The organism is Marmoricola sp. URHA0025 HA25 (genome assembly GCF_054059435.1).
On record NZ_JBSSCD010000001.1, the window covers coordinates 2,332,781 to 2,357,721 of the forward strand.

Consider the following 24,941-nt stretch of genomic DNA (forward strand, 5'->3'; position numbering starts at 1 on the left):
CCTGGTCTCAGGCCGAACGTGCCTCGGACGGTGCCACGAACCGATAGCCGGCGAGTGCCTTCGAGGCCTCGCCGAGCGCCTGCTCGAGCTCGTCGAGGACGAGGCCAGCGCCATCGAGGTGAGCCTCGTCGCCGCGCTGCTCGAGGTCGAACGCGAAATCGGCGACCCGCACCGCGCCGAGGTTGGCCGCACTGCCCTTGAGCCGGTGGGCGGCACTGCGCAGCGCCGCCGCGTCACCGTCCGCCATGGCCGCACGGAGCTCCTCGATGCTCTCTGCGGCTCCGTCGACGAAGTGGTCGATGGCCCGCTCGATCAGCGGCACCGCCGCCACACCCATCTCGGCGAGCTCGTCGAGCCTGCTGGTGTCCAGGGTGCTGCCCGGGGGACGGTCCACCGCACGCGGGCCAGCAGCTGTCGTGGTCGTCGGGCTGCCCGCGGCGCGGCGGCGTGGTCCGAGCTGCTCGCGCAGCACCCGTCCGAGCGCGTCCACGCCCACCGGCTTGGCGAGGAACCCGGTCATGCCTGCCGCGAGGCAGCGCTCACGCTCCCCCGCGACCGCCGACGCCGTCAGTGCGACGATCGGCACGTGCACGCCCGGCGCTTCGGCCTGCCGGATGAGACGGGTCGCGGCGAAGCCGTCGAGCCGCGGCATCTGCAGGTCCATCAGGATGGCGTCGAAGCGCCCGGTCGTCGCCCGCGCCGCGGCCGCCGCGCCGTCCGACGCCAGCTCACAGGTGTAGCCGAGCACCTTCAGCATGCCGGCGGCGACGAGCTGGTTCACCTCGTTGTCCTCCACGACGAGCACGTGCCCGCCGACGCGGTCCTCCGCGGGGCTCGACGGGGTCGGCGCAGCCGGCTGTGTCCAGATGGACAGGACCCGGAACTTGCCGGTGAACCAGAACGTGCTGCCCTCGCCGAGCGTGCTCGCCACGCCGATCCGACCACCGAGCGCGTCTGCGAGGCGCTGAGCGATGGCCAGGCCCAGCCCGGTGCCGCCGAAGGTGCGGGTCGTGGAGGCATCGGCCTGCCGGAACGGCTGGAAGATGCGGCTCAGCTGCTCGTCGTCCATCCCGATGCCCGTGTCGCGGACTGCGACGCGCAGGGTGACGGCGTCGTCGTCAGCGGTCGAGGAGACGCGGACCTGCACGCCGCCGTCGCTGGTGAACTTCACGGCGTTGGCGACCAGGTTCGACAGCACCTGCCCGAACCGGCTGGGGTCGCCCTCGAGCAGGTCGGGGACGCCCTCGTCGATGTCGGCCGTGAGGTCGATGCCCTTGGCAGCGGCCATCGGGGCGAACAGCTCCAGCGTGGCGTGCACGACGACCGCGGGCCGGAACGCGACGGCCTCGAGCTCGAGCCCTCCGGCCTCGATCTTCGAGAAGTCCAGGATGTCGCTGATCAGCACCAGCAGTGAACGGCCGGCACCCTGCATCGCCTCGGCGAGCTGGCGTTGCTCGGGATCCAGCTCGGTGCGCAGGAGCAGCTCGTTGAGCCCGATCACACCGTTGAGCGGCGTCCTGATCTCGTGGCTCATCGTGGCCAGGAAGTCCGACTTGGCGGTCGAGGCCGCCATCGCGAGGTCACGCGCCGAGGAGAGCTGGCTCGAGACCAGCTCCCGTGCCGCGACCTGCGAGAGCTGGTCGGCCACCTGGCCGGCCATCGATCGGAGCATGGCGTGGCGGGCGAACCGGGAGATGTTCGTGACCACGAGGATCGCGATCATGTTGCCCTCGAGGCAGACCGGGAATCCCATCAGGGGATGCTCGGGCTCCGCATCCTCCTCGAACACGAGCTCCTCGCCGGCAAGGACCCGCTCGGCCACCTGCCGCTCCAGCAAGGTCGGGCGGACGTCGTCGTCGGGCCCGACCGGACGGAAGGACAGCCCGGCCTCGTTCACGTCGAAGGCCACGCCCCGGTCCCAGTCGGGATGGGCGAGCAGCAGCTCCCGGGTCCGGCCCAGCGCCTCGTCGAGGGTGTTGGTCTGGTTGGCGGCACTCGCGATGAACTGCATGATCGTGTTCACGTCGACAGCGTCGAGCAGCTGGAGCTCGGTCTGCTTGAGCTCGCTGATGTCCTGCACGGTGCCACCGAAGCGGACGGGGGTGCCGTCCGGCGCCGCCTCGAGCACACGGCCGACGGTGCGCACCCACCTGCTCGAGCCGTCGGCGAGCAGCACGCGTGCGTCGACCGTCCGCACGCCCGGCTCGATGCCCAGGCGCTCCCACTCGCCGGCGACGAGCTCGCGGTCCTCCTCGACGAGCCGGCTGACGAAGGCGTCGGCCCCCGGGACGAACGTCTCGGGATCGACGTCGAGCAGCCGGTACATCTGGTCCGACCAGGTGACCTCGTAGGGCTCGACCTGGATCTCCCAGCTGCCGATCCGCGCGATCGCCTGCGCCTCGGCGAGCTGGGAGCGGCTCCGGCTCAGCTCGGCGAGCAGTGCGTCGCGCGAGGGCGCGACCGTCCCCGTCTCCGTGCCCGGGTCGACCGCCATGCTCCTCGCCTCCCCACGAGTCCCCACCTAAAGGATAATTCGGACATCTGGCAATTGCAGGCAAACGGCAGAACTGCTCACCACCGGTCCAGAGGGGCCTCCACGCCCGACCCGGGCCGCGACGACGCGGTCAGACGGCGAGCCGCGAGCAGCCACACTCGAGCGCGATCTCGTCGAAGTGCGGAGCCAGCGTGTCGCCGCGCATGATCCCGGACGCGGGCGTGGTGCGGGAGAGCTCATCGCGCGGCCAGGACCACCGCTGCCGCCGTGTACGTCGTGTGCTCGGCCGGCCAGTTGACGTCGTCGGGGAAGACGTAGCCGGTCCAGTACCGGCCGTCGTCCTCGCGCAGGTGCTGCATCGCGGCGAACAGCTCGCGGGCATAGTGGCGGTCGCCGACGGCGTCGAGGGCCATCACCAGCTCGCAGGTCTCCGCCCCGGTGACCCAGTTGTTCGTGCTGACGCACTTGATGCCCAGGCCCGGCACGACGAACGTCTCCCACCCGCTCCTCAGCAGGGCGACCGCCGCCTCGCCCCTGACGGCGCCGCCGAGGACCGGGTAGTACCAGTCCATCGAGAACTCCGACTTGTCCAGGAACTGGTCGCGGTGGTGGCGCAGCGCGTGCCCGAGCCGGCCGCCGGAGAGCTCCCACTCCGGTTGCGGGTCGTCGACGAGGTCGGCGAGCGCGACGCCGGCGCGCAGCGACTGGTAGATGCTCGACGACCCGGCCAGCAGCGCGTCATCGTTGACCCGGGCCGGTCGACCCCCTCCTCCCGGCGCCGTGTCCCACTCCTGCGACCAGGCGATGCCGCCGAACGAGAGCTGCATGCCGACCACGAAGTCCAGCCCGCGGCGTACGACGGGCCACATCCGCTCGACGAAGCCTCGGTCGCGCCGGAGCATCCAGTGGTGCCAGACGCCCACGGCGAGGTACGCCGACATGTTCGTCTCCCCCGACGCGTCCTCGACCTCGCCCGCCACGATCTTGAGCGGCCAGGACCCGTCGGACCGCTGGGTCTCCGCACACCAGGCGAACGCGCGCTCTGCGGCCTCGACCTCGCCGCCGACGAGCATCGCCATCGCGCCCTCGACGTGGTTCCAGACGTCGGTGTGCTCGCCGACCGTCCACGGGACCGCGCCGCTGGGCTCCTGCATCGCGGCGATCGAGCGCGCCGTGTCGGCGACCTGGGCCGCGGTCAGGACGCCGGGAACGGCCGGGATGCCGTCGAGCCGATCGGAAGGTGTCGCCATCGGCGGCTACTCCGGCTTGCGGAAGTAGAGCACCAGGCTCTTGCCCAGCACCGGGTTCAGGGCCTTCTCCGCGAGCCGGGTCGCAGTGCTGTAGCGGGGCGTCCGCATGATGTCCCAGACCAGCACCTGGTGGAACGCCTTGACGAGCGGGTTCTGGTCGTTGTCGACCCCGACCGCGCACTTCAGCCACCAGTACGGCGTGTGCAGGCCGTGGGCGTAGTCCTTGCCCTCGTATACCAGGCCCGCGTTGACGCCCTTGCCGATCAGCTCCTTGTCGGAGTAGATCCGGATGTGGCCGCCGGGCGCGTTGTGGTAGTCGTCGGAGAGCTTCCAGCAGACGAGCTCGGGGAACCACCGCGGCACGGTGATCGCCATCGTGCCGCCCGGGCGGAGCACCCGGACCAGCTCGCCGATCGCCTGGATGTCGGCCGGGATGTGCTCGAGCACCTCCGAGGCCACCACGCGGTCGAACTCGTCGTCGGCGAACGGCAGCGCCAGGGCGTCGCCCTCCTTGATGTCGGCCGAGGCGCCCTCGGGCACCTCGCCGGCCTCCTTCATCGCGCCGAAGAGCTCGAGCACGCCGGCGAGCTCGTCGGCGTCCTGGTCGAACGCGATCACGTCCGCGCCGCGGCGGTACATCTCGAAGGCGTGCCGGCCGGCGCCGCAGCCCATGTCGATGACCCGGTCGCCCGGGCGCAGCCCGAGCCGGTCGAAGTCAACGGTCAGCATGCTTCTCCTTGCCGGTGGTTGAGCCTGTCGAAACCGAGCCTGTCGAAACCGAGCCTGTCGAAACCTTGCCGAGCCCCTCGGACCGGTGGTCCTCGATCACGCGCTCGTACGCCGCGGCCGTCGCCCGGGCCACTGCCCGCCAGCTGAACAGCTCCTGGGCGCGCTCGCGTCCGGCCCGGCCCATCCGCACCCGGCGATCCGGGTCGTCGAGCAGGTCGGCGATGGTGCGGGCCAGCTCGCCGATGTCACCAGGGGTGACCAGGTCGGCGCACAGCCCGTCGGGACCGACAACCTCGGGGATCGCCCCGGTGCGGCTCACCACGAGCGGGGTCTCGCAGGCCATCAGTTCGGCGGTGGGCAGCGAGAAACCCTCGTACAGCGAAGGCACGCAGGCGATCTCCGCAGAGCCCATCACCTCGACGAGCTCGTCGTCGCTGATGCCGCTGACGAAGCGCACGTGGTCGCCGATCCCGAGCTCCTCGATGAGCTGCTCGGTCCGGCCGCCCGGGGTCGGCCGGGTCACCAGGATCAGCTCCACGTCACGCTCGGTGCGCAGCTTGGCGAACGCCTCGAGCAGCGTCGCGATGCCCTTCATCGGGGCGTCGGCGCTGGCCATCGCGACCAGCCGGCCCGGGACGCGCGGCTTCGTCGGCGGCACGAAGCAGTCGTCGACGCCGAGCGGGATCACCTGCATCCTCGACGGGTCGGCCCCGAAGTCGGTGACCGCGTCGCGCTTCGACGACTCCGAGGGCAGCAGGATCCAGCGGGCCTTGCGCACGACGGCTCCCTGCATCCGCAGGAAGCCGTACCAGCGGCGCAGGCTCAGCTTCTTGCGCAGGGTCGGCGCGGCCGCGATGTCGACGCGTCGGTCGAACGTGATCGGGTGGTGCAGCGTGGTCAGGACCGGGATGCCGAGCTCCGGCTCGATCTTCGCGATCCCATGCGCCAGCACCTGGTTGTCGTGCACGACGTCGAAGTCGTCGCGGCGCTCGCGCAGCACCTTGAGCAGCCGCTTGCCGAAGGTCCGGGGCTCCGGGAAGCCGGCGGTGCACATGATCGCGAACTCCTGGGCGTCGACCAGGTCGCGGTACTCCCAGGGCCAGACCATCCGAAAGGGGTCAGGTTCGCGGTACAGGTCCAGGCTCGGCACCTTCGTCAGGGCGACGCCCTCGTCGAGCTCCGGGTAGGGCTGACCGGAGAACACCTCGACGGTGTGTCCGAGCGCGACGAGCTCGCGGCTGAGGTGGCGGACGTAGACGCCCTGTCCCCCGCAGTGCGGCTTGCTGCGGTAGGACGCGAGTGCGATGCGCAACGGCACGCCCCTTCTTCTGTCGGCACTACGGGTGTTTTGGAAGTGAAACGTGTTTCTATTATGCCCAAGGGCGTTGATAGCCTCGGCGCGGTACCGGGAAAAGGACAAGGACTTGGCCACCACGAACTCCCTGGCGCTCGACGATCTCGGGTCGGCCGCCCAGCGCGACCGCCGCCGGCGGATTCTCGACGCGACCATCGAGCTCGCCTCGAAGGGCGGCTTCGACGCCGTGCAGATGCGCGCGGTGGCCGAGCGCGCGGACGTCGCACTCGGCACCCTGTACCGCTACTTCCCGTCCAAGATCCACCTGCTCGTCTCCGCGCTGGCCCGCCAGTTCGAGGACACCCAGGCCATCGTCGGACGCCGCCCGGTGCCCGGCGACACCCCGGCCGACCGGGTGATCTACGTGCTCAAGCGCGCCACCCGCGGCATGCAGGGCGACGCCCACCTCACCGAGGCGCTGACCCGGGCGTTCATGTTCGCCGACGCGAGCGTCGCCAACGAGATCCACGTGGTCGGGATGCAGCTGACCACGATGCTGACCCGAGCGATCCGCGGCGACGAGTACGTCGAGGGCGCCGAGCCGTCCGACGAGGACATCCTGGTCGCCCGCGTGATCAGCGACGTGTGGCTCTCGGCGCTGGTGTCCTGGGTGACCGGGCGCTCCTCGGCCGAGGAGGTCAGCGAGCACATCGAGACCGCCGTCGGCTTGGTTCTCAGGTAGCACCTCTACCGTCACCCACCGAAGGCATGGGTGGCGGTCGCGCCGCCGTCGATGGCGATCTCGGCACCGGTGACGAAGCTGGACTCGTCGCTGGCCAGGTAGACGTAGAGCGGCGCGATGTCGGCCGGCGTCCCGACCCGCTTCAGGGCCACCTTCGACGCGCCGTACTCCATCGCCGCGTCGCCGCCGTGCGGCCGGGTCATCGGGGTGTCGATCATCCCCGGGTGGACCGAGTTCACCCGGATGCCCTTCGGCCCGAGCTCGAGTGCGGCCGCCTTGGTCATCCCGCGGATCGCGAACTTGGTGGCGGTGTACGCCGTGAGCGACGCCATCCCGGCCAGGCCCTCGACCGAGGAGGCGTTGATGATCGAGCCGCCGCCGTTCTTGCGCATCGTCCGGGCGACCGACTTCATCCCCAGCCAGCAGCCGAGCTGGTTGACCTGGACGAGCAGCAGGTACTCCTCGACCGGCATCTTCTCCAGCTCGCCGAACCGCAGGATGCCGGCGTTGTTGGCGAGCACGCTGACCGGGCCGAAGCGCTCGTTGGCCTCCTCGACCAGCGAGGTCCACGAGGACTCGTCGCTGACGTCGTGGTGCCGGAAGTACGCCGCACCGGGACTCCGCTGCTCGAGCTCCTTGGCGAGCAGCTCGCCGGGCTCGTCGGCGACGTCGGCGATGACCACGCGCGCGCCCTCGGCGACGAACGCCGTCGCGATCGCGGCACCCTGGCCCTGTGCGGCGCCGGTGACGATGGCGATCTTTCCGTCGAGTCGTGCCATGGGTCAGCTCTCGTTCTCGTAGAAGGGCTTCAGGGCCATCACGTCGTCCGCGGCGAAGCCGGACGAGGGGTCACGGTCCTCGAACCAGCTGCCCAGGGACTTGTCGAGGCCGTCGAGGGTCCACACGGCTCCCCCGGTGTCGAACCGCTCGGCGACGACGGGGGCAGCCAGGACGGCCACCATCCCGCCGTACACGACGAACACCTGGCCGGTGATCCTGGCCGCGGCCGGCGAGGCGAGGTAGGTCACCAGCGGAGCGACGTGCTCCGGCGAGTACGGGTCGACCGCGTGGCCCGAGGTGTCCTCGCCGAAGACATCCGCGGTCATCGCGGTGCGTGCCCGGGGGCAGATCGCGTTCGCCCGCACACCGGCCCGCGCCAGCCCGCGGGCCGTGGACAGGGTCAGGGCCGTGATGCCGGCCTTCGCGGCCGCGTAGTTGGCCTGCCCGGGCGAGCCGACCAGGAACGCCTCGGAGGCGGTGTTGACGACGGCTGCGTCCACCGGCGCCCCGGTGTCCTTGCTGCGCTGCCGCCAGTACGCCGCGGCGTTGCGCGAGAGCAGGAAGTGACCGCGCAGGTGGATCCTGACGACGAGGTCGAACTCCTCGTCGGTCATGTTGAACAGCATCTTGTCGCGGGTCACGCCGGCGTTGTTGACCACGATGTCGAGACCGCCGAGCGCGAGCGCGGCCTCGACCAGGGCGTCCGCGGTCGTCCGCTCGCCGACGTCACCGGCCACCACGGTGGCGGTGCCGCCGAGGCCGCGGATCTCCTCGACGGCGTCGTCGCCTGCTCCGGGCAGGTCGTTGACCACGACCGCGGCGCCGGCGCGCGCGAGCGACAGCGCTTCGGCACGGCCGAGGCCGGCGCCGGCCCCGGTGACGATCGCGACCTTGCCGTCGAGGGAGAGCTGGTCCACCGGGTCAGCCCTCGACCACGCTGATCGCGGACTTCGGGCAGGCCGCGACGGCCTGCATCACGACGTCGCGGTTCTCGTCGGTGACGTCGTCGTCGAGGATCTGCAGGAAGTCGTCGTCGTCGATCTGGAAGTTCGCAGGCGCGAGCGCCTCGCAGAGGGCGTTGGACTCACAGAGGTCGAAGTCGACCTTGATCTTCATCGGTTTCCTCCAGGGGGAGCAGTCATCTTCCGGTGGTCCCAGCTCGCGATCTTGTCTGGCTCGACGATCACCCCGACCCGCTTGCGAGCCTGCTGGGCGACGATCTGGTCGCCGAAGTCGCCCAGGTCGGCGCCGCCGGCCATCCGCCGGGCCACCCGGCCGCCCAGGTCGACGAGCTGGTCGTAGTCCTCGAGCAGCCGCGCCTTGCCGAAGATCGTGGCGCCGCGCAGCTCGAAGTAGTCCTCGCCGTCCTCCACCAGGCACGTGACGCGCGGGTCGCGGCGGAGGTTCTGGATCTTCTGCGAGCGGCCGTAGGTCCAGAAGAACATCTGTCCGTCGACCATCACGTAGAAGAGCGTGGTCAGGTGCGGCCGGCCGTCCGGTCCGACGGTGGCGACCTGCACCTTCGTGTTCGACTCGAGGAACTCGGTGAGCTCCTCCTCGGTCAGCTTGACCGCATCGCGGCTGCTCGCCATCAGGATCCTTCGCTCGAGTGGCCCGGGAACACGCCCTGGTCGGGAAAGACCAACGGGGCCGCGTTGTTGATCGCGGTCGCGACCTCGCCGAAGCCGACGGCGATCAGGCGCACCTTGCCGTCGTACTCGGTGATGTCGCCCGCGGCGAACACGCGCGGAAGGTTGGTGCGCATCGCGGTGTCGACCTTGACGTGGCGCTTGTCGAACTCGACGCCCCAGTCCTTCATCGCGGTGAGGTCGGCGACGAACCCGAGGGCGGCGACGACGGCCTGCGCGGGACGCACGAGCACCTCACCGTCGTTCGTGGTGATCTCCACCTTCTCGACGCGGTCGTCGCCGACGAGCGCCGTCACCTGGGCCTTGGTGATCACCTCGGTGCTGCCGGCGAGGACGGCGTCGACGGTCGCCTGGTGCGCGCGGAAGGCGTCCCGACGGTGCACGAGGGTCACCGACGAGGCGATCGGCTCGAGGTGGTGCGCCCAGTCGAAGGCGCTGTCACCCCCTCCGACGATCACGACGTCCTTCCCGACGTACTCGTCGAAGCTGGGCACGAAGAAGACCAGGCCGCGCGTCTCCCAGCCGTCGCCGGCCGGCAGCGGTCGTGGCGTGAACTTGCCGATCCCGGCGGTGATCACGACGACCTTGGCGCGCACCTGGGAGCCGTCGTCCAGCCCCATGGTCACGCCTTCGTCCGGGTCGACCGTCATCGAGTTGGCCGTGCGGTCGAGGAGGTACGTCGGCTTCGCGCTCGCCGCCTGCGCGATCAGCTCGTTGACCAGCTCGCGGCCCTTGATGACCGGGAAGCCCGCGACGTCGAGGATCGCCTTCTCGGGGTACAGGGCCGAGACCTGGCCGCCGATCTCGGGCAGCGAGTCGACCAGGGTCACCGACATGCCACGGAAGCCGGCGTAGTAGGCACCGAACAGTCCGGCGGGACCGGCACCGACGATGAGCACGTCCGTCTCGTGGACCGGGTCAAGCGCCGTGTCATCGGCTGGGGGCACCTCGACGTCCTTCCAAGAACTGAAACCTGTTCTAGTTTATCAGAACGCGTCCATCTGGGACACGGTCCAGTCGCCATCCTTGCGGGTCAGCGTCATGACCACGCGGTTCTGGTCCAGCTGCTGCTTCTTCGAGCCCTCGCGCGTGGTGAGCGTGTTGACGAAGAGCAGCACCTTCGCCTTGTGCTCCTCGGCCGAGAGCAGGCCCGCGGACAGCACGGTCGCCTTGAGGGTCAGCTTGGACGTCGCCGTCTGCTGGGCGACCTGGTCCATCGCGGCGTCGTACTGCTTGGCGAGCTTGCTGCCCATCAGCGCACGCGCCTTCTTTCGGTCCTGGTCGAAGGTCTGCCAGCTGTAGGACAGCGCCTGGGCGGCCGCGTCGGACGCGGCGCTCATGGCGGCGTTGCGGAAGGACGTGTCGGTCACCTGGCCGTCGGGTGCGGTGCCGAGGTGCGGGTGGCGCGACCGGTCGACGAGGAACCACAGGGTGCCGGCCAGGACCAGGCAGAGCACGACCAGCGCGGCGACGACCTGCAGGCCGCGCCGGCCGCGCTGCGGAACCGGCGGCGGCTCCGGCGTCCACCCGGGCTCGGCATCCTCGTCGAGGTCCAGGTCCGACGCGGGCTCGACCTCCGGGTCGAACCCCGGCTCTGGGTCGGCTGCGAGTGCGGGCGCTGGGCCTTCGGGCTCGATCGGGGGCGAGGCGGCCGCACCGGCGGTGACGACCGCCGTCTCCGGCGCCAGGTCGGACTGGCAGAACCGGCACTTCACGGCGGCGGCCTTGATCGTCTCCGCGCAGAAGGGGCAGAGCTTCTCGTCCGGGGCGAGGGTGCTCATGAGATGAACTGCAGATCGTTGAGGAGCCAGCGGCCGCCGACCTTGCTGAGGCTGAGCTGGAAGCGGTAGTAGCGCTTGTCGTCGACGTCCTTGCCCGCCGACTTGTCCTGCTCGATGGAGGCGTTCGAGACCTTGGTGTCCGCGGCGACGTACACGACCGCGGTGTCGTCGTCGATGTCCCCGATGCCGACGTAGCGCACCGCGCCGGTGGCGACCGCCTTGGCCTGCTGCGCCTGGGTCTTGAGGTCCACCTTCGCCGTCTCGTACTGGTTCTTGAAGGTCCCGGTCGAGAGCTTGAGCACCTTGACGATCCGAGGGTCCATGTCGCGGTAGTCGACGTCGAGGAACGCCTTGGTGACGTTGGTCGCCGCCACCCGTACGGCGAGGTCGCGGTCGCTGTCCTTCTCCGCCGCCGACGCGCCGGGAACCGCGGTCGGCCAGACCAGCACCACGACGCAGGCCGCCGCCAGGAGCACCGCCAGGCCGGCGAGTGCGTACTTCGTCAGCCTCATCGCTGCTCGGTCGGTCCGATCAGCATCGACTGCCAGCTGTGGTCACCGAACACCGTGTGCCTCCCCAGGGTCAGGTTCTCGTCGACCTGACCCGTGCTCGCATCGTACGGTGCGACCCGGTAGCTCGTCCCGGAGGCGGCCCCGGCCGCCGGCGCGTACTTGGACCCGCGCTGGTTGATCGGCGGCCCGGACTCGCACTTGGCCGGGTAGGTGGGCGGATCCCCGGTGTAGGTGCCGGGCAGCCACTGGTCGATCGGCTTGTAGCCCTTCGTGCAGGGGGGCACCAGGTAGTTCATCTGCAGGTTGATGTGCCCGTAGCCGTCGCCGGGCGTTCCGGTGAACCCCGACGCGATCACCCGGGGGAACGTCACCAGGGTCTGCTCGACGGCAGGCAGGCGCGCCGTGAGCACCTGGTTGACCGTCACGAGGTTGCTGATGAAGACCGGCAGCGTCGGCTCCAGGCCCTCGAGGAGCGACCGCACCTCGTCGAGCGCAGGCGTGCCGCCCTGCAGGATCGTGCGCAGGTCCTTGTCGCTGCCCTTCAACCCCGCGGTGAACGACGCCAGGTCGCGGGCGAACGAGCGGATGTTGTCGGCGTTGGCCTGCTGGGTGGCGAGCACGGTCCCCCCGCTGCCGAGCAGGTCGATGGTGGCCTGCTGGTTGGCCTGCGCCTCGTCGACGAACCGCGACCCGGCATCGACCATCCGCGACAGTGGGTCCGCCGTCCCGCGGAACATGGTGCCGAGCTCGGAGACGGCGGTCGACAGCTCGTCACGGTTCACCGAGCTGACCAGGCCGTTCATGCTGGTGATCAGGTCGTCCGTGGACTCCGGAAGGCTCTCCGCATCGCCCCGGATCACATCGCCGTCGCCGGCGTACGGTCCGGCCTTCGAGGCGGGCTCGAAGTCGAGGTACTGCTCGCCGACGGCGGAGAGGTTGTGCACGAACACCTTCGACGCGAGCGGGACCCTGGTGCCCTCCTTCAGCGCCAGGTCCACGCGCACGCCGCTCGGGATCACGTCCATGTCCGACACCTTGCCGACCTTGACGCCGCGGTAGGTGACCTCGCTCCCGACGAACAGGCCGCCCGACGCCGGCAGGGTGGCGTGCACCGTCAGGCCGCGACCGAGCACCCGGTCGACGATGCCGAGGTAGCTCCCGGCGACGTAGACGATGCCGACGGCGCTGAGCAGCAGGAAGGCCAGCAGCCGTACCTTGATCGCGCGCGTCATGGCGTCCCACCTCCGAGCAGGCCGCCGAGCAGCCCGAGCAGGCCACCGGACTGGGTCGTGCCCGAGGTGCCGGACGTGCCGCCGGTCCCCGGACCGGGGCTCTGCAGTCCACCCAGCAGGGTGTCCAGGCCGGAGACCAGCGGAGTGTTGGTGTTGCCGAGGGGCCCGGGGCCGACGCCGGGGCACAACGGGTTGGTGGGCATCAGCGAGCAGAGCTGCGCGAGCAGCGACTTGCTCAGCGTGTCGCAGACCGGCGCGAGCGGCGTCGCCATGCAGATCTCGACGGGGCTCGGGATGTTCGGGCTGTCGCCGAAGCCGCCGGACCCGAAGAGCTTGTTGAGGTCGAACTTCACGTAGAACAGCGCGTTCGCGTAGTCACCCTTCGCGAGGTCGGCGGCCTCCTTCGGGAACGGGAAGCTCGCAATGATCCCGAGACCGCGTGGCAGCGAGTCGCCGGCGTCGGCGAGCCCGCGGAGCGTGGGCTCGAGGTGACGCAGCGTCGCCACCAGGTTGTCGCGACTCCCCCGGATCACCCGGGTGCCGACCTGGCCGAGCTTGTCGAGCTCGCGCAGCATCGTGACCAGCGCCTGGTGCTGCTGGTTGAGCACCTTCACGGCCGGTCCGATCGCGTCGATCGCCGCACCGATCGTGCGGTGCTCGTCGTTGAGCGTGGCGGTGAGCCGGTTGATCCCCTCCATCGCCGTGATGATGTCGTCCTTCTGGTCGTCCAGGGTGCCGACCAGCGTGTTGATCCGGCCCAGCAGCTCGCGCATGTCCTCGGTGCGGCCGTCCATCATCTTGTTGAGCTCGGTGCTGATCGTCCGCAGCTGGCCGATGCCTCCCCCGCTGAGCACGAAGGACAGCGCACCGAGCACCTCCTCCACCTCGGGGTTGCGCGAGGTGGAGGACAGCGGGATGTTGTCGCCGTCGGCGAGGTGGCCCGTCGGTGCGGTGCCGGTCGGGTCGATGAGCGCGACGTACTTCTCGCCGAGCAGGCTGGTCTGCCGGATCTCGGCGACCGTGTTGGCCGGCAGGTGGAGGTCCTTGCGGATCTGCATCGTCACCTTGGCGTTCCAGCCGACCCGGTCGATCCGGGAGACCTGACCGACCGGGACGTCGTCGACCATGACGGCGGTGCGGGGCACCACGTTGAGCGCGTCGGTGAACTCCGCGGTCACCGTGATCGCGTCGCCGGGGTCGACCGCCTTGCCGCCGGGCAGGGGCAGGTCGTACGCGCCCTGGAACCGGCAGGACGACAGCAGGAAGGCGACGGCCAGCAGCACGAGCAGTCCCACCGGCCGGCGGCGCAGGAGCTCCCTCATCCGGCACCTCCCAGCAGGCTGATCAGCGAGCTCGGCGGCCTGGCCTGGCCGATCGCCTTGGGCTGCGCCGTCGACGCCGCGTTGCCCGCGGTCGACACGGCGCCACCGACGTCGGGCAGGAGCGCGCTGACCTGCTTGAGCAGGTCGCAGACGGCCTGTGCGTTCTGGCTCCCGGAGTTCACCACGACGTCGCAGAGCACCGTGCCCAGCGACTTCGGAGTGAGCAGGCAGGGGACGTACTGGGCGCAGGCGTCGCCGAGCTGTACCCGGGCACCGATGGTGCCGGTCTTGACGTCGAACGCGGTGGTCAGGTTGCCCAGGCCCAGCGGAGCCAGCTGGACGGCAGTGGCGAAGGCGTCCTTCTCCTTGACCAGGGCGCCCATGACCGTGGACAGGTCCTCGACGTCGGCCTTCACCAGGCCCTTGTTGTCGTGCACGAAGCTCCGAACCGTCCCGACGGCGCGCGCGAGCGCGGCCAGGGCCGCCTGCAGGTCGTCGCGCTCGCCCGCCAGCTGCTGCGAGACACCGGCGAGGTCTCCCATGAACTGGTTGACGAACCGGTCGTTTGCGGCGAGGACGCCGGTCAGCTGGGACAGCTGGCGGACCGAGCTGAAGAGGGTCCCGCTGTTGTCGCCGAACACCTCCGCCGCGCCCGCCAGGTTGTTGATCGTCTGGTTGGCGAGCTGGCCCTGACCACGCAGCGCGTTCGCACCGGCGCTGATCAGGTCGCTCAGGGCGCCGGTCTTGTTGGCGCCGTTGGGACCGAGCGCGTTGCTGAGCTGAGCGAGGCTCTTGTAGATCCGGTCCAGCTCCACCGGCGACGCCGTCCGGTCGAGCGGGATGTCGGCACCGTCCGCCATCAGCGCGCCCTTGGTGTACGCCGGACTGATCTGCACGAAGCGGTCCGCGACGAGCGTCGGCGTCACGATCATCGCCTTCGCGCCGGCCGGAAGCTTGTACTGGGCGTCGTAGTGCATCTCGACCCGGACGCTGTCGCCCTCGGGCACCACGGAGTCCACCGAGCCGATGCGCACGCCCATCAGCCGGACCTCGGAGCCCTTGTAGATCGCGACCGCGCGCGAGAAGTGCGCGGTCAGCGTCCGCTGCTCGCCACCGCCGGTGAAGATCAGGAACGTCGCCGTGAGCAGCAGCGCCGCGACGACGACGGCCAGCAGCCGGCCGCTGAGCCTCTCCAGGACGCGGGTCATCGCGGTCACCTCCTCCCCGGGACGAACTCGCCGCTGAACATGCCGACGAGGTTCGGGACGTAGGCGTCGAACCACGGGCCCGTGCCGATCACGTTGATGAGGACCGACGCATAGGGCTCGAGGTAGTGGATCGTGGCCTCGATCTTGTCCTTCTGGTTGCGCAGGTTGCTGGTCACCTCGTGCAGGTCGGCGAGCGCCGAGCCGATCTCCGCGCGGTTGTCGTCGGCGATCCCCCGGAGCGACACCGCCAGCTGGCGGGCGTTCACGAGCAGCCGGTGGATCGCCTCCTTGCGAAGCTCGAGCTCCTGGAAGACCTGGTCGCCCTGCTTCATCAGCGTGACCAGGTCACCCTTGCGGTCGGCGAGCAGCTTGGTCACGTCGTCCGCTCGGGAGAGCAGCTGCTCGACCTCCTGGTTGCGCGAGGCGATCGAGGCACTCAGCCGCGAGATCCCGGTGAAGCTGGCGTGCACCTGCGGCGCCGAGGCGTCGATGGTGCCCGCGAGGGTGCGGAGGGCATCGGCGAGCTGGTCGGTGTCCAGCTGCTCGGTCGTCGTCGTCAGCTGGTCCAGGGTGCTGACCACGTCGTACGTCGTGTGCGTGCGGCTGATCGGGATCGTCGACCCGGACGCCATCTGGCCCGAGCCTGCCGGGGTGAGGTTCAGGTACTTCGTGCCAAGCAGGTTGAGCACCTCGACCGACGCCTCGGTGTCCTTGCCGAAGTCGGCGCCGTGCACGTCGAAGTCGACCCGGACGTGGTCGCTGTGGATCTCGATCCGGTCCACGCGGCCGACGCGCACGCCACCGATCTGCACCATGTCGCCCTGGGAGAGGCCGTTCGCGTCCTTGAAGTCCGCGTGGTAGCCGGTGCCGCGGAAGCCGGGGAACTTCTGCAGGTTGAAGGCGGCAGCCATCGTCAGCACCAGCACCACGAGGGCGATGGCACCCAGTCGCATGACCGACCGCTCGGAGTGGCGGGCCATCAGGCCATGCCTCCCCGTGCATGGGTACGGGGCGTCATGGCCATCACGGGTCACACCTGTCGGCGGTGCTGTGGAAGCTGAGGCTGTTGAGCTGGCTCTGGATCTGGTCGTAGACGGCCTTGGTGATGCCCAGCTCGTCGAGCGCCTGGCCGACGCTGCCGGCGCCGAGGAGGCCGGTGAGCGTGGCCAGCTTGGGCAGCACGATCTGGCCGTCGAAGTCGCAGAGGTAGTAGTTGTACCAGGACCCGTAGCTGCCGATCCGGACCTGCCGCCGGAACATCGTGGGGAGCCGGTCGAGGGCCTCGTTGATGATCTGCTTCGACTCGGGCTTCTTCAGGATGGCGGCGAGCCGGTGGATCTGGTGGACGTCCCCCTTGATGGCCGGCCGGCTCTGGACCAGCAGGCCGGCGAGCTCGTCGGCGAGCGTCGAGATGTTCTCGACCGACTGGCCGATCACGTTGCGGTCGCGGGCGACGTTGCCCAGCCAGTCCTTCAGCTGGACCACCAGGGTGTCGAGCTGCTGGTGGTGGGCGTCGACCGTCTGCAGCATCCCGGAGAGGTTGTTGATCACGTCGCCGATCAGCTGGTCGCGGTCGGCCAGGGTGTTGGTCAGCGAGGCGGTGCGGGCGAGCAGTCCCTCGATGGTGCCGCCCTCGCCCTGGAGGACCTTCACCAGGTTCAGGGAGAGGTCGTTGATCTCCTTGGGGTCCAGGGCCGAGAACAGCGGCTGGAACCCGTTGAAGAGCGCGGTCAGGTCGAGTGCCGGCGTCGTCCGGGTCATCGGGATCACCGCGTGGGACGACAACCGCTTCGCGCCGGGCTCGCCCTGCGACAGGGCGAGGTACCGGTCACCGACGAGGTTGAGGAAGCGGATGTCGGCGTGGCTCGCGACCGTCACCGGCACGTCGCTCTTGACCTTGAAGGTGACCAGGGCGTGGTTGCGGTCGTGGATCTGGACCTTCTTCACCGAACCCACCGTCAGACCGGCGACCCGGACGTCGTCGCCCTTGGTCAGCAGGCTGGCGCTGCTGAACACCGCCTGGTACTCGGTCGTCGAGCCGAAGCCGAAGTTGCCCATGATCATCGCGAGCACGGTCGTCACCACGAGCGAGACCACGGTGAAGATCGCGAGCTTGATGCCCGCGATCGCGGTCACGGCGTTCCTCGATGCCATCAGTGCCTCCCCGGCTCGTCGAGCGGGGTGCCGTTCCGCAGTGGCCCGAAGCCGATCGGCACCTGGGGGTTCGGCAGGCCCAGGCACCACGGTCCGTGCCCGACCTCGCCGTACTCCGGCCGGTCGGCGGCGGTGTAGGCGCGCCGCTGGACGGCGTCGAACGACATCGTCTGGCGGACCCGGCCGCCGGCGAAGATCTGCGCCAGCCGGTCGGTGTAGCGGTCCGCACCCTGGAGGAGGCAGGTGTACTCGGGCGAGTAGGTGTCGAGGAGCTTCATGAGCGGCGCCGCCAGCTCGCCCTCGCGGACGATGCCCTGCTCGTTCGTGGTGAGCACCCGGGTCGACACCGTGGCGAGCCGGGTCATCGAGGTGAGGAACCCGCTGAGCTGCTGCTGCTTCTGGGTCACCGTCTGCGCCGTGGTGGTGGCGTTGCGCAGCAGGTTGACCAGGTCGGGCGCCGCGAGCGCGTAGGTGTTGCTCACGCTCGCGAGCCGCTGGAGGTCGGTGCGCAGGGTCGGGAGCTGCTCGTTCATCGCTCCCAGGTAGGAGTCGAGCTTCTCGACGGTCTCGCCGAGCTTCTCGCCGCGGCCCTGGAGCGCGGTGGCCAGGGCGTAGAGCGTGGAGTTGAGGTCCCCGGGCCGGATCGACCGCAGCAGCGGGAACAGCGTGGCGAGGACCTGCTGCAGCTCGACGTTGGTGGTCACCCGCGAGGCCGGGATCACGCTGCCGTCGTGCAGCGGTCGCGACGACGGGTCGGCGGGGTCGACGAGCTGGACGTACTTCTGGCCGAACAGCGTGGTCGGGCGGATCTCCACCGAGACGTTGTCGGGGATGTTCCGGGCGGCGCTCGGTTGCAGGCCGAGCTTGATCACCGCCTGACCGCCCTCCTCGCTCACCGAGCGGATCTGGCCGACGATCACCCCGTGGACGCGGACGTCGCCGTACTTCGGCAGCTGCAGGCCGGCGCGGTCGGCCTTGACCGTCACCGTCGTGACCGGCGTGAAGACCTTCTGGTAGATCGCGATCGAGAACGCGATGAGCACCGCCATCACGAGCATGAAGCCGATGCCGGCGTACACCAGGCGCCGGTGCTCGGCCCTGGTGTCGTGGGTGATGTTCACCAGCATGAGGTCATGCCTCCCACGTCCCTGCCGTCGCGAGCGTCGTGAGACGCGGTGCATGGCAAGGCGGACGAAGGAGGCGGCCCGGGGTTGGCCGCCGACTGAGGACAACGCAGCGAGGCGCCGTGTATCGCGGCGCGTAGCAGGCAACGGATGTGGGAGTCATGACCTTCTGCTACCCCGTGATCCGCACGGTGGTGGTCGAGCCCCAGATCGCGAAGCTCAGGAAGAAGTCGGCCACGACGACGGTGACGATCGAGCTGCGGATCGCACGGCCGACGGCCGTCCCCACGCCCGCGGGCCCGCCCGAGGCGGTGTAGCCGTAGTAGCAGTGGATCAGGATGATGGCCACCGCGAGCACGATCAGCTTGCCGAAGGACCACAGCATGTCGATCGGCGGCAGGAACTGGATGAAGTAGTGGTCGTAGGTGCCGGCGGACTGGTGGTAGATCAGCGTGGTGATCAGCCGCGGAGCCAGGTACGACGCGCACAGCGCCACGATGTAGAGCGGGATCACCGCGATGAAGCCGGCGATCATCCGGGTGGTCACCAGGAACGGCAGCGACGGCACGCCCATCACCTCGAGGGCGTCGATCTCCTCGGAGATCCGCATCGCTCCGAGCCGGGCCGTGTAGCCGCAGCCCACGGTCGCGGCCAGCGCGATCGACGACACCAGCGGCGCCACCTCGCGGGTGTTGAAGTACGCCGAGATGAACGCGGTGAACTTCGCCACGCCGATCTGGCTCAGGGACGCGTACCCCTGGATGCCGACCTCGGTGCCGGCGAAGAAGGCCATGAACGCGATCACGCCGACGGTCCCGGCGATCACCGACAGGCCGCCGACGCCGAACGCCACCTCGGCGAGGGTGTTCAGGATCTCGCGCTTGTAGCGGGCGATCGCCCGCGGGGTCCACGCGAGCGCCTTGACGTAGAAGAGCAGCTGGTCGCCGCGCTCCTCGATCCGGGCGCGCGACTGGCGCGCCATCTCGACGCCGACCTCGGAGACCTGCTCCCCGAAGGAGGGTCTCGGCTGCGGGACGGACTCGGCCATGACGGTCACAGCCCGTTCTGCGGGACGACCTGGAAGTAGATCGCCGTGATGATCGAGTTGAGGGCGAACAGCAGCATGAACGCGATGATCACCGACTCGTTGACCGCGCGACCTACACCGCTGGGGCCGCCACCGGCGTTCAGGCCCTTGTAGGCACCCACGATCGCGGCCAGGTAGCCGAACAGCACCGCCTTGATCATGCTGACGATCAGGTCGACGAGCGACGCGAGCGCCGTGAAGGAGGAGAGGAACGCACCCGCGGAGCCGCCCTGGACGATCACCGTGAAGAAGTAGCCGCCGCCGATGCCGGCAGCCACCACGATGCCGTTGATCATCGCCGCGACGTACACCGTCGCGAGGACGCGGGGCACGACCAGCCGCTCGATCGGGTCGACGCCGAGCACCTCCATCGCGTCGATCTCCTCGCGGATCTTGCGCGCGCCCATGTCCGAGCAGATCGCCGACCCCGCCGCACCGGCGATGATCAGCGCAGCCGCGATCGGCGCTGCCTCGCGGACGACGGCGAGGACCGCGCTGGCCCCGGCGAACGACTGGGCACCGAGCTGGCCGGTGAGGTTGCCGACCTGGAGCGCGATCACCGCGCCGAACGGGATCGAGACCAGGATCGTCGGCATCAGTGTGACGCTGGTGATGAACCAGGCCTGCTCGATGAACTCACGCAGCTGGAAGCGGCTGGTGAAGACGGCCTTGGTGACGTCGACGACCATCGCCGCAATCTCGCCGGGGCCGCGCACCACGGAGGCGACGGAGATCGCCACGCCGTACCTCCCTCGGACTCGCCTGGACACCGACACGGGGGCGCGATGCGAGCGTCAAACCTAGAACACGTTCTCGTTTGCCGCAACCAGCCACCCCGACCTGTACCAAAATCAACGACTATGTCCGGGTTCGGTCACGCCCCTGGCGTGCTGATGTCGATCCGGGCAGGCCGGGGCACGCGTACTCCGTGCGGCGAGGCCTGTCGAGCCCGGTCAGTCCAGGCAGAACTCGTTGCCCTCGGGGTCGGCCATCACGATGTGCCCGGCCTCGATGCCACCCGGCTCGTAGCGAGCGATCCGCCGTGCACCCAGGCCGACGAGTCGCTCGCACTCCCGCTCGAGCCCGGACATGCGGTCGTCGCCCTCGAGACCGGGCGCCGCCCGGACGTCGAGATGGACCCGGTTCTTCACCGTCTTCGGCTCCGGGACGCGCTGGAAGAAGACCCGGGGACCGTCGGCACCCGGCGGCGGCACGACCGCGGAGCGCTCGTTGCGCTGGTCGGCCGGGACGCCCCAGGCATCGAGCGCGGCATCCCAGGTGTCGAACCCGGCCGGCGGCGGCTGGACGTCGTAGCCGAGCACGGCGGCCCAGAACACGGCGAGCGCTCCGGGGTCGGCGCAGTCGACGGTGATCTGGACGGTGCGGGTCGGGACCGGTCCGATCATCGGGCCTCCTGCGGTGGAGTGCCGACCGTCTCCCAGCCGGCCGGGCGATGCTTGCGCGGCAGCCCGGTCACCACGAGCCGGTAGGACTCCTCGACCGCCTCGAGGAGCTCCTCCTCGGGGATCGCGCCGGCCAGCGAGAGGGAGTTCCAGCCCGAACGGCCGATGTAGCGCATCACCGTGGCGTCACCGGGATGGCGGTCGAGCCACTCGTCGGCGACGTCGCGGTTGGGGCCTGCCTTGACGCCGACGGAGTCGGCGCCGAGGAAGGCGAAGATCTTGCCGCGCTCTCCGGCGCCGACCTTGATCACCGGGTGGTCGTGGTCCCACGGGTTGTCGGGCCAGGCGCCCGGGAGGGCGAGGCAGTGCTCCTGCAGGGCGCCGACCTCCATCAGCCGGCCCGCACCCGCAGCCGGGCGAGGAACTCGTCGACCTCACCGCTGTCGTAGCCCTCGCGCAGCCGCACGTGGCCGAGCTGCACCCGGTCGATGAGCGGGCCCACCGGCTCGCCGCGCCCCAGCGCCGCGACCAGCTCGTCGAGAAGGTCGTCGACGTCGCCCATGTCGTAGCCCTCACGGATCCGCACCGGGGTGAACCTGGCCGTGGTGATCTCCTCGACCAGGTCGCCGTAGGACTCGCTCACCGGCTCTCGCACGGCATCGCGGTCACCGGAGCGGCGCTCATCTCGTCGCCTCCATCATCTGGCGCAACTCCTTCTTGAGCTCGGAGATCTCGTCGCGGAGGCGGGCGGCGACCTCGAACTGGAGCTCCGCGGCCGCGGCGTGCATCTGCTCGGTGAGCTGCTGGACCAGCTCGGCGAGGTCGCTGGAGGGCAGGCCGGCCAGGTCGGGCATCGTCCTGCGGTCCTGCCCGAGCCGGCTCAGCCCCGGGACCGGCGCCTTCTTGCTCCGGTCGCCGCGGGCTCCGGTGCCCTGCCAGGTGGCCAGCAGCTCCTGGGTGTTCTCGTCCTCGCGGGCCAGCATCTCGGTGATGTCGGCGATCTTCTTGCGCAGCGGCTGCGGGTCGACGCCGTGGGCGGTGTTGTAGGCGACCTGCTTGGCCCGGCGGCGGTTGGTCTCCTCGATCGCCTTCTCCATCGAGGGCGTGATCCGGTCGGCGTACATGTGCACCTGCCCGGACACGTTGCGGGCGGCGCGGCCGATCGTCTGGATCAGGGACTTGTCGGAGCGCAGGAACCCCTCCTTGTCGGCGTCGAGGATCGCGACCAGGGACACCTCGGGGAGGTCGAGGCCCTCGCGGAGCAGGTTGATGCCGACCAGCACGTCGTACTCGCCGAGCCGGAGGTCACGCAGCAGCTCGATCCGCTTGAGCGTGTCGACCTCGGAGTGCAGGTAGCGCGTGCGGATGCCGTTCTCCAGCAGGTAGTCGGTGAGGTCCTCGGACATCTTCTTGGTCAGCGTGGTGACCAGGACGCGCTCGTTGCGCTCGACCCGGATGTTGATCTCGCCGATCAGGTCGTCGATCTGCCCCTTCGTGGGCTTGACGATCACCTCGGGGTCGATCAGGCCGGTCGGCCGGATGATCTGCTCGACCACCTGGGCGCGGCCGTCGGGTCCGGTGACCCGGGACAGCTCGTAGTCGCCAGGGGTCGCCGAGAGGTAGATGGTCTGGCCGATCCGGTCGAGGAACTCCTCCCACTTCAGCGGCCGGTTGTCCATCGCGCTCGGCAGCCGGAAGCCGTGGTCGACGAGGTTGCGCTTGCGCGACATGTCGCCTTCGTACATGCCGCCGATCTGCGGCACCGCGACGTGCGACTCGTCGACGACGAGGAGGAAGTCCTCGGGGAAGTAGTCCAGCAGGCAGTTGGGCGCACTCCCCCGGTTGCGGCCGTCGATGTGCATCGAGTAGTTCTCGATGCCGGAGCACGAGCCGACCTGGCGCATCATCTCGACGTCGTACGACGTGCGCATCCGCAGCCGTTGCGCCTCGAGCAGCTTGCCCTGCCGCTCGAAGAAAGCGACCTGCTCCTCGAGCTCGGCCTCGATGCCGGCGATGGCCCGCTCCATCCGCTCCGGCCCGGCGACGTAGTGGGTCGCGGGGAAGACGTAGAGCTCCTTGTCCTCGGTCAGCACCTCACCGGTCACCGGGTGCAGCGTCATCATCCGCTCGATCTCGTCGCCGAAGAACTCCACCCGCACGGCGTGCTCCTCGTAGACGGGGAAGATCTCCAGCGTGTCGCCACGCACCCGGAAGGTGCCGCGGGTGAAGGCGAGGTCGTTGCGGGTGTACTGGATCTGGACGAGCCGGCGCAGGACGCCGTCACGGTCCATCTCCTGCCCGACGCGGAGCCGCAGCATCCGGTCGACGTACTCCTGGGGGGTGCCGAGGCCGTAGATGCAGGACACCGTGGATACCACGATGACGTCGCGCCGGGTCAGCAGGGAGTTGGTCGCGGAGTGCCGCAGCCGCTCGACCTCCTCGTTGATCGAGGAGTCCTTCTCGATGTAGGTGTCGGTCTGCGGGACGTAGGCCTCGGGCTGGTAGTAGTCGTAGTACGAGACGAAGTACTCGATCGCGTTGTTCGGCATCAGCTGGCGCAGCTCGTTGGCGAACTGGGCCGCGAGGGTCTTGTTGGGCTGCATCACGAGCAACGGCCGCTGCAGCCGCTCCGCGACCCACGCGATCGTCGCGGTCTTGCCGGTGCCGGTCGCGCCGAGCAGCACGACGTCCTTCTCGCCGCCCTTGATGCGCTTGTCGATGTCGGCGATCGCAGCAGGCTGGTCGCCGGAGGGGACGTAGTCGGAGATGACCTCGAGGGGCGCCACCCGGCGCTCGAGATCGGTGACAGGGCGCATGCGCCGAGCCTACGACGGTCCACCGACAGGACCGCACGCTCGCGCGACCGCGCGGCGATGGGGGCCGGGTCCGGGCGCCCGCTAGATTTCTGGCGTGAGCAGGCGCTACCGCGCGGTCCGTTTCGCCGGCCGGGAGATCTGGCCGGTCGTCCGGCGCACGCTGCTGACGATCTTCGGCGTCCAGCTGGTGCTGGCGCTGAGCCTGACCCTGGTCGACTCGTGGCGCCGCCGCGGCAAGAAGCCGCAGCCGTTCACGACGCTGCCGCCTCGGGAGGTGAAGATCGGCGACGGGGTCGTCACCACCTACACCTACGGCCGCGACCTGTACGACGACATGCTGGAGGCGATCGGGTCGGCCCGGCACATGGTCCTGTTCGAGACCTACATCTGGAAGGGCGACGAGCTCGGCGAGCGGTTCAAGCGGGCGTTCACCGAGGCTGCCGAGCGTGGCGTCGAGGTCTACGTCATCTACGACGCCTTCGCCAACATCGTCGTCGACCCCCGGTTCAAGAGCTTCCCGCACGTGCTGCGGGTGCTCCGCTACCCGATCTACAACGCCGGCTGGCGCTTCTTCGACCTGCGCCGCTACGGCCGGGAGCACCGCAAGGTGATGATCGTCGACGAGGACGTCGCCTTCGTGGGCGGGTTCAACATCGGCACGGCGTACGCCACCGAGTGGCGGGACACCCACGTGCGGATCACGGGCCCGGCGGTGTGGGACCTCAAGCGCAGCTTCGCCGACTTCTGGAACGAGCACCGGCACGGCCGCCGGCCGCTGCTCCTCGAGACCACCGAGGCGGCCTGGGAGCCCCGGATCCGGCTGCACCGGAACCTCCCCCGGCACTGGATGTTCCCGATCCGGGCGATGTACCTCGAGGCGATCAACCGGGCTCGGCGCAACATCTGGATGACGCACGCCTACTTCATCCCCGACCCCGACTTCGTCGAGGCGCTCACCGCGGCCGCGCGGCGCGGGGTGGACGTGAAGATCCTCGTCCCGCGGACGTCCAACCACGTCGTCGCCGACTGGATCTCGCGCGGCTACTTCGGCCAGCTGCTGGCCGCCGGGGTCGAGATCCACCGCTTCGAGGGCGCGATGGTGCACGCGAAGACCGCCACCATCGACGGCAACTGGTCGACGGTCGGCACCGCGAACATCGACCGGCTCAGCATGACGGGCAACTACGAGATCAACGTCGAGTTCATCGACCCGGGGATGGCCGAGGTGATGGAGGCGGTCTTCGCCACCGACCTCGAGCAGTCGTCGTTCCTCACCGCGCGCACCTGGAACGCCCGCGGCATCCACCGCCGGTTCACCGAGGGCGTGCTGCGGCCGCTGCGGCACCTGCTCTGACCGCTGAGAT

The 24,941-nt window shown here is 69.8% G+C and carries 25 protein-coding genes; 2 read left to right on the forward strand and 23 right to left on the reverse strand.

Going from position 1 to position 24,941, the window contains the following annotated elements:
• Positions 1–7 precede the first annotated feature (7 nt).
• The 4 genes from ACVW00_RS11500 to ACVW00_RS11515 all read right to left on the reverse strand — a co-directional run bounded on the left by ACVW00_RS11500 (position 8) and on the right by ACVW00_RS11515 (position 5,791).
• Positions 8–2,494 carry an ATP-binding protein gene (locus ACVW00_RS11500; RefSeq protein ID WP_457111031.1) on the reverse strand — a complete coding sequence of 829 codons (2,487 nt, stop codon included), beginning with the start codon at positions 2,492–2,494 and terminating at the stop codon, positions 8–10.
• Between the two features lie 236 nt (positions 2,495–2,730).
• A complete protein-coding gene (locus ACVW00_RS11505) occupies positions 2,731–3,744 on the reverse strand; it encodes a prenyltransferase (protein WP_457111032.1) in 1,014 nt (337 codons plus the stop codon).
• Positions 3,745–3,750: 6 nt separating this feature from the next.
• On the reverse strand, positions 3,751–4,473 hold the full coding sequence (locus ACVW00_RS11510; RefSeq protein WP_457111033.1) for a methyltransferase domain-containing protein: 723 nt from the start codon (positions 4,471–4,473) through the stop codon (positions 3,751–3,753).
• Positions 4,460–5,791 carry a glycosyltransferase family 4 protein gene (locus ACVW00_RS11515; RefSeq protein WP_457111034.1) on the reverse strand — a complete coding sequence of 444 codons (1,332 nt, stop codon included), beginning with the start codon at positions 5,789–5,791 and terminating at the stop codon, positions 4,460–4,462. The genes ACVW00_RS11510 and ACVW00_RS11515 overlap by 14 nt, the downstream gene beginning before the upstream one ends.
• 106 nt (positions 5,792–5,897) lie before the next feature.
• On the opposite strand from ACVW00_RS11515, the gene ACVW00_RS11520 reads away from it, so the two are divergent.
• Positions 5,898–6,509: a TetR family transcriptional regulator gene (locus ACVW00_RS11520; RefSeq protein WP_457111035.1), complete on the forward strand. Its 612-nt coding sequence runs from the start codon at positions 5,898–5,900 to the stop codon at positions 6,507–6,509.
• An 11-nt stretch (positions 6,510–6,520) separates the two neighbouring features.
• Here the strand turns inward: ACVW00_RS11520 and ACVW00_RS11525 are convergent, their stop codons facing one another.
• The 19 genes from ACVW00_RS11525 to uvrB all read right to left on the reverse strand — a co-directional run bounded on the left by ACVW00_RS11525 (position 6,521) and on the right by uvrB (position 23,577).
• Positions 6,521–7,288 (reverse strand): glucose 1-dehydrogenase, encoded by a 768-nt coding sequence (locus ACVW00_RS11525; protein WP_457111036.1) that lies wholly within the window; start codon positions 7,286–7,288, stop codon positions 6,521–6,523.
• 3 nt (positions 7,289–7,291) lie between these two features.
• Positions 7,292–8,206 carry a 3-oxoacyl-ACP reductase gene (locus ACVW00_RS11530; RefSeq protein WP_457111037.1) on the reverse strand — a complete coding sequence of 305 codons (915 nt, stop codon included), beginning with the start codon at positions 8,204–8,206 and terminating at the stop codon, positions 7,292–7,294.
• Between the two features lie 4 nt (positions 8,207–8,210).
• Complete coding sequence (locus ACVW00_RS11535) at positions 8,211–8,405, reverse strand: ferredoxin (protein WP_457111038.1); 195 nt, start codon at positions 8,403–8,405, stop codon at positions 8,211–8,213.
• Positions 8,402–8,881: a pyridoxamine 5'-phosphate oxidase family protein gene (locus ACVW00_RS11540; RefSeq protein ID WP_457111039.1), complete on the reverse strand. Its 480-nt coding sequence runs from the start codon at positions 8,879–8,881 to the stop codon at positions 8,402–8,404. Before ACVW00_RS11540 ends, ACVW00_RS11535 begins: the two co-directional genes overlap by 4 nt.
• Positions 8,881–9,885: an NAD(P)/FAD-dependent oxidoreductase gene (locus ACVW00_RS11545; protein WP_457111040.1), complete on the reverse strand. Its 1,005-nt coding sequence runs from the start codon at positions 9,883–9,885 to the stop codon at positions 8,881–8,883. Before ACVW00_RS11545 ends, ACVW00_RS11540 begins: the two co-directional genes overlap by 1 nt.
• Positions 9,886–9,924: 39 nt before the next feature.
• Positions 9,925–10,719: a hypothetical protein gene (locus ACVW00_RS11550; RefSeq protein WP_457111041.1), complete on the reverse strand. Its 795-nt coding sequence runs from the start codon at positions 10,717–10,719 to the stop codon at positions 9,925–9,927.
• A complete protein-coding gene (locus ACVW00_RS11555; RefSeq protein ID WP_457111042.1) occupies positions 10,716–11,231 on the reverse strand; it encodes a hypothetical protein in 516 nt (171 codons plus the stop codon). Before ACVW00_RS11555 ends, ACVW00_RS11550 begins: the two co-directional genes overlap by 4 nt.
• Positions 11,228–12,463 carry an MCE family protein gene (locus ACVW00_RS11560; RefSeq protein ID WP_457111043.1) on the reverse strand — a complete coding sequence of 412 codons (1,236 nt, stop codon included), beginning with the start codon at positions 12,461–12,463 and terminating at the stop codon, positions 11,228–11,230. The genes ACVW00_RS11555 and ACVW00_RS11560 overlap by 4 nt, the downstream gene beginning before the upstream one ends.
• The gene (locus tag ACVW00_RS11565; RefSeq protein WP_457111044.1) at positions 12,460–13,785 is read right to left on the reverse strand and encodes an MCE family protein; all 1,326 of its coding nucleotides are present in this window, start codon (positions 13,783–13,785) and stop codon (positions 12,460–12,462) included. The genes ACVW00_RS11560 and ACVW00_RS11565 overlap by 4 nt, the downstream gene beginning before the upstream one ends.
• Positions 13,782–14,993 (reverse strand): MCE family protein, encoded by a 1,212-nt coding sequence (locus ACVW00_RS11570; RefSeq protein WP_457111045.1) that lies wholly within the window; start codon positions 14,991–14,993, stop codon positions 13,782–13,784. Before ACVW00_RS11570 ends, ACVW00_RS11565 begins: the two co-directional genes overlap by 4 nt.
• 5 nt (positions 14,994–14,998) lie before the next feature.
• Positions 14,999–15,973 carry an MCE family protein gene (locus ACVW00_RS11575; protein WP_457111046.1) on the reverse strand — a complete coding sequence of 325 codons (975 nt, stop codon included), beginning with the start codon at positions 15,971–15,973 and terminating at the stop codon, positions 14,999–15,001.
• Between the two features lie 43 nt (positions 15,974–16,016).
• Positions 16,017–17,147 (reverse strand): MCE family protein, encoded by a 1,131-nt coding sequence (locus ACVW00_RS11580; protein WP_457111047.1) that lies wholly within the window; start codon positions 17,145–17,147, stop codon positions 16,017–16,019.
• Entirely contained in the window at positions 17,147–18,274 is a 1,128-nt protein-coding gene (locus tag ACVW00_RS11585) for an MCE family protein (RefSeq protein WP_457111048.1), read from the reverse strand. Before ACVW00_RS11585 ends, ACVW00_RS11580 begins: the two co-directional genes overlap by 1 nt.
• A 169-nt stretch (positions 18,275–18,443) precedes the next feature.
• Complete coding sequence (locus ACVW00_RS11590) at positions 18,444–19,253, reverse strand: MlaE family ABC transporter permease (protein WP_457113105.1); 810 nt, start codon at positions 19,251–19,253, stop codon at positions 18,444–18,446.
• 71 nt (positions 19,254–19,324) lie between these two features.
• Positions 19,325–20,098 carry an MlaE family ABC transporter permease gene (locus tag ACVW00_RS11595; RefSeq protein ID WP_457111049.1) on the reverse strand — a complete coding sequence of 258 codons (774 nt, stop codon included), beginning with the start codon at positions 20,096–20,098 and terminating at the stop codon, positions 19,325–19,327.
• A 213-nt stretch (positions 20,099–20,311) separates the two neighbouring features.
• Complete coding sequence (locus ACVW00_RS11600) at positions 20,312–20,764, reverse strand: VOC family protein (RefSeq protein ID WP_457111050.1); 453 nt, start codon at positions 20,762–20,764, stop codon at positions 20,312–20,314.
• Positions 20,761–21,153, reverse strand: a complete 393-nt coding sequence (locus tag ACVW00_RS11605; protein WP_457111051.1) for an MmcQ/YjbR family DNA-binding protein — start codon at positions 21,151–21,153, stop codon at positions 20,761–20,763. Before ACVW00_RS11605 ends, ACVW00_RS11600 begins: the two co-directional genes overlap by 4 nt.
• Positions 21,153–21,404: a DivIVA domain-containing protein gene (locus tag ACVW00_RS11610; RefSeq protein WP_457111052.1), complete on the reverse strand. Its 252-nt coding sequence runs from the start codon at positions 21,402–21,404 to the stop codon at positions 21,153–21,155. The genes ACVW00_RS11605 and ACVW00_RS11610 overlap by 1 nt, the downstream gene beginning before the upstream one ends.
• A gap of 37 nt (positions 21,405–21,441) precedes the next feature.
• Positions 21,442–23,577 (reverse strand): excinuclease ABC subunit UvrB, encoded by a 2,136-nt coding sequence (gene uvrB, locus ACVW00_RS11615; protein ID WP_457111053.1) that lies wholly within the window; start codon positions 23,575–23,577, stop codon positions 21,442–21,444.
• Between the two features lie 94 nt (positions 23,578–23,671).
• On the opposite strand from uvrB, the gene ACVW00_RS11620 reads away from it, so the two are divergent.
• Entirely contained in the window at positions 23,672–24,931 is a 1,260-nt protein-coding gene (locus tag ACVW00_RS11620; protein ID WP_457111054.1) for a phospholipase D-like domain-containing protein, read from the forward strand.
• Positions 24,932–24,941 lie beyond the last annotated feature (10 nt).

Excerpts from the sequence above, each read along its gene's own strand:
- ACVW00_RS11500 (WP_457111031.1), bottom strand. The coding sequence starts at position 2,494 with ATGGCGGTCGACCCGGGCACGGAGACGGGGACGGTCGCGCCCTCGCGC.
- ACVW00_RS11505 (WP_457111032.1), bottom strand. The coding sequence starts at position 3,744 with ATGGCGACACCTTCCGATCGGCTCGACGGCATCCCGGCCGTTCCCGGC.
- ACVW00_RS11510 (WP_457111033.1), bottom strand. The coding sequence starts at position 4,473 with ATGCTGACCGTTGACTTCGACCGGCTCGGGCTGCGCCCGGGCGACCGG.
- ACVW00_RS11525 (WP_457111036.1), bottom strand. The coding sequence starts at position 7,288 with ATGGCACGACTCGACGGAAAGATCGCCATCGTCACCGGCGCCGCACAG.
- ACVW00_RS11535 (WP_457111038.1), bottom strand. The coding sequence starts at position 8,405 with ATGAAGATCAAGGTCGACTTCGACCTCTGTGAGTCCAACGCCCTCTGC.
- ACVW00_RS11540 (WP_457111039.1), bottom strand. The coding sequence starts at position 8,881 with ATGGCGAGCAGCCGCGATGCGGTCAAGCTGACCGAGGAGGAGCTCACC.
- ACVW00_RS11550 (WP_457111041.1), bottom strand. The coding sequence starts at position 10,719 with ATGAGCACCCTCGCCCCGGACGAGAAGCTCTGCCCCTTCTGCGCGGAG.
- ACVW00_RS11555 (WP_457111042.1), bottom strand. The coding sequence starts at position 11,231 with ATGAGGCTGACGAAGTACGCACTCGCCGGCCTGGCGGTGCTCCTGGCG.
- ACVW00_RS11560 (WP_457111043.1), bottom strand. The coding sequence starts at position 12,463 with ATGACGCGCGCGATCAAGGTACGGCTGCTGGCCTTCCTGCTGCTCAGC.
- ACVW00_RS11565 (WP_457111044.1), bottom strand. The coding sequence starts at position 13,785 with ATGAGGGAGCTCCTGCGCCGCCGGCCGGTGGGACTGCTCGTGCTGCTG.
- ACVW00_RS11570 (WP_457111045.1), bottom strand. The coding sequence starts at position 14,993 with ATGACCCGCGTCCTGGAGAGGCTCAGCGGCCGGCTGCTGGCCGTCGTC.
- ACVW00_RS11575 (WP_457111046.1), bottom strand. The coding sequence starts at position 15,973 with ATGGCCCGCCACTCCGAGCGGTCGGTCATGCGACTGGGTGCCATCGCC.
- ACVW00_RS11580 (WP_457111047.1), bottom strand. The coding sequence starts at position 17,147 with ATGGCATCGAGGAACGCCGTGACCGCGATCGCGGGCATCAAGCTCGCG.
- ACVW00_RS11585 (WP_457111048.1), bottom strand. The coding sequence starts at position 18,274 with ATGCTGGTGAACATCACCCACGACACCAGGGCCGAGCACCGGCGCCTG.
- ACVW00_RS11590 (WP_457113105.1), bottom strand. The coding sequence starts at position 19,253 with ATGGCGCGCCAGTCGCGCGCCCGGATCGAGGAGCGCGGCGACCAGCTG.
- ACVW00_RS11600 (WP_457111050.1), bottom strand. The coding sequence starts at position 20,764 with ATGATCGGACCGGTCCCGACCCGCACCGTCCAGATCACCGTCGACTGC.
- ACVW00_RS11605 (WP_457111051.1), bottom strand. The coding sequence starts at position 21,153 with ATGGAGGTCGGCGCCCTGCAGGAGCACTGCCTCGCCCTCCCGGGCGCC.
- uvrB (WP_457111053.1), bottom strand. The coding sequence starts at position 23,577 with ATGCGCCCTGTCACCGATCTCGAGCGCCGGGTGGCGCCCCTCGAGGTC.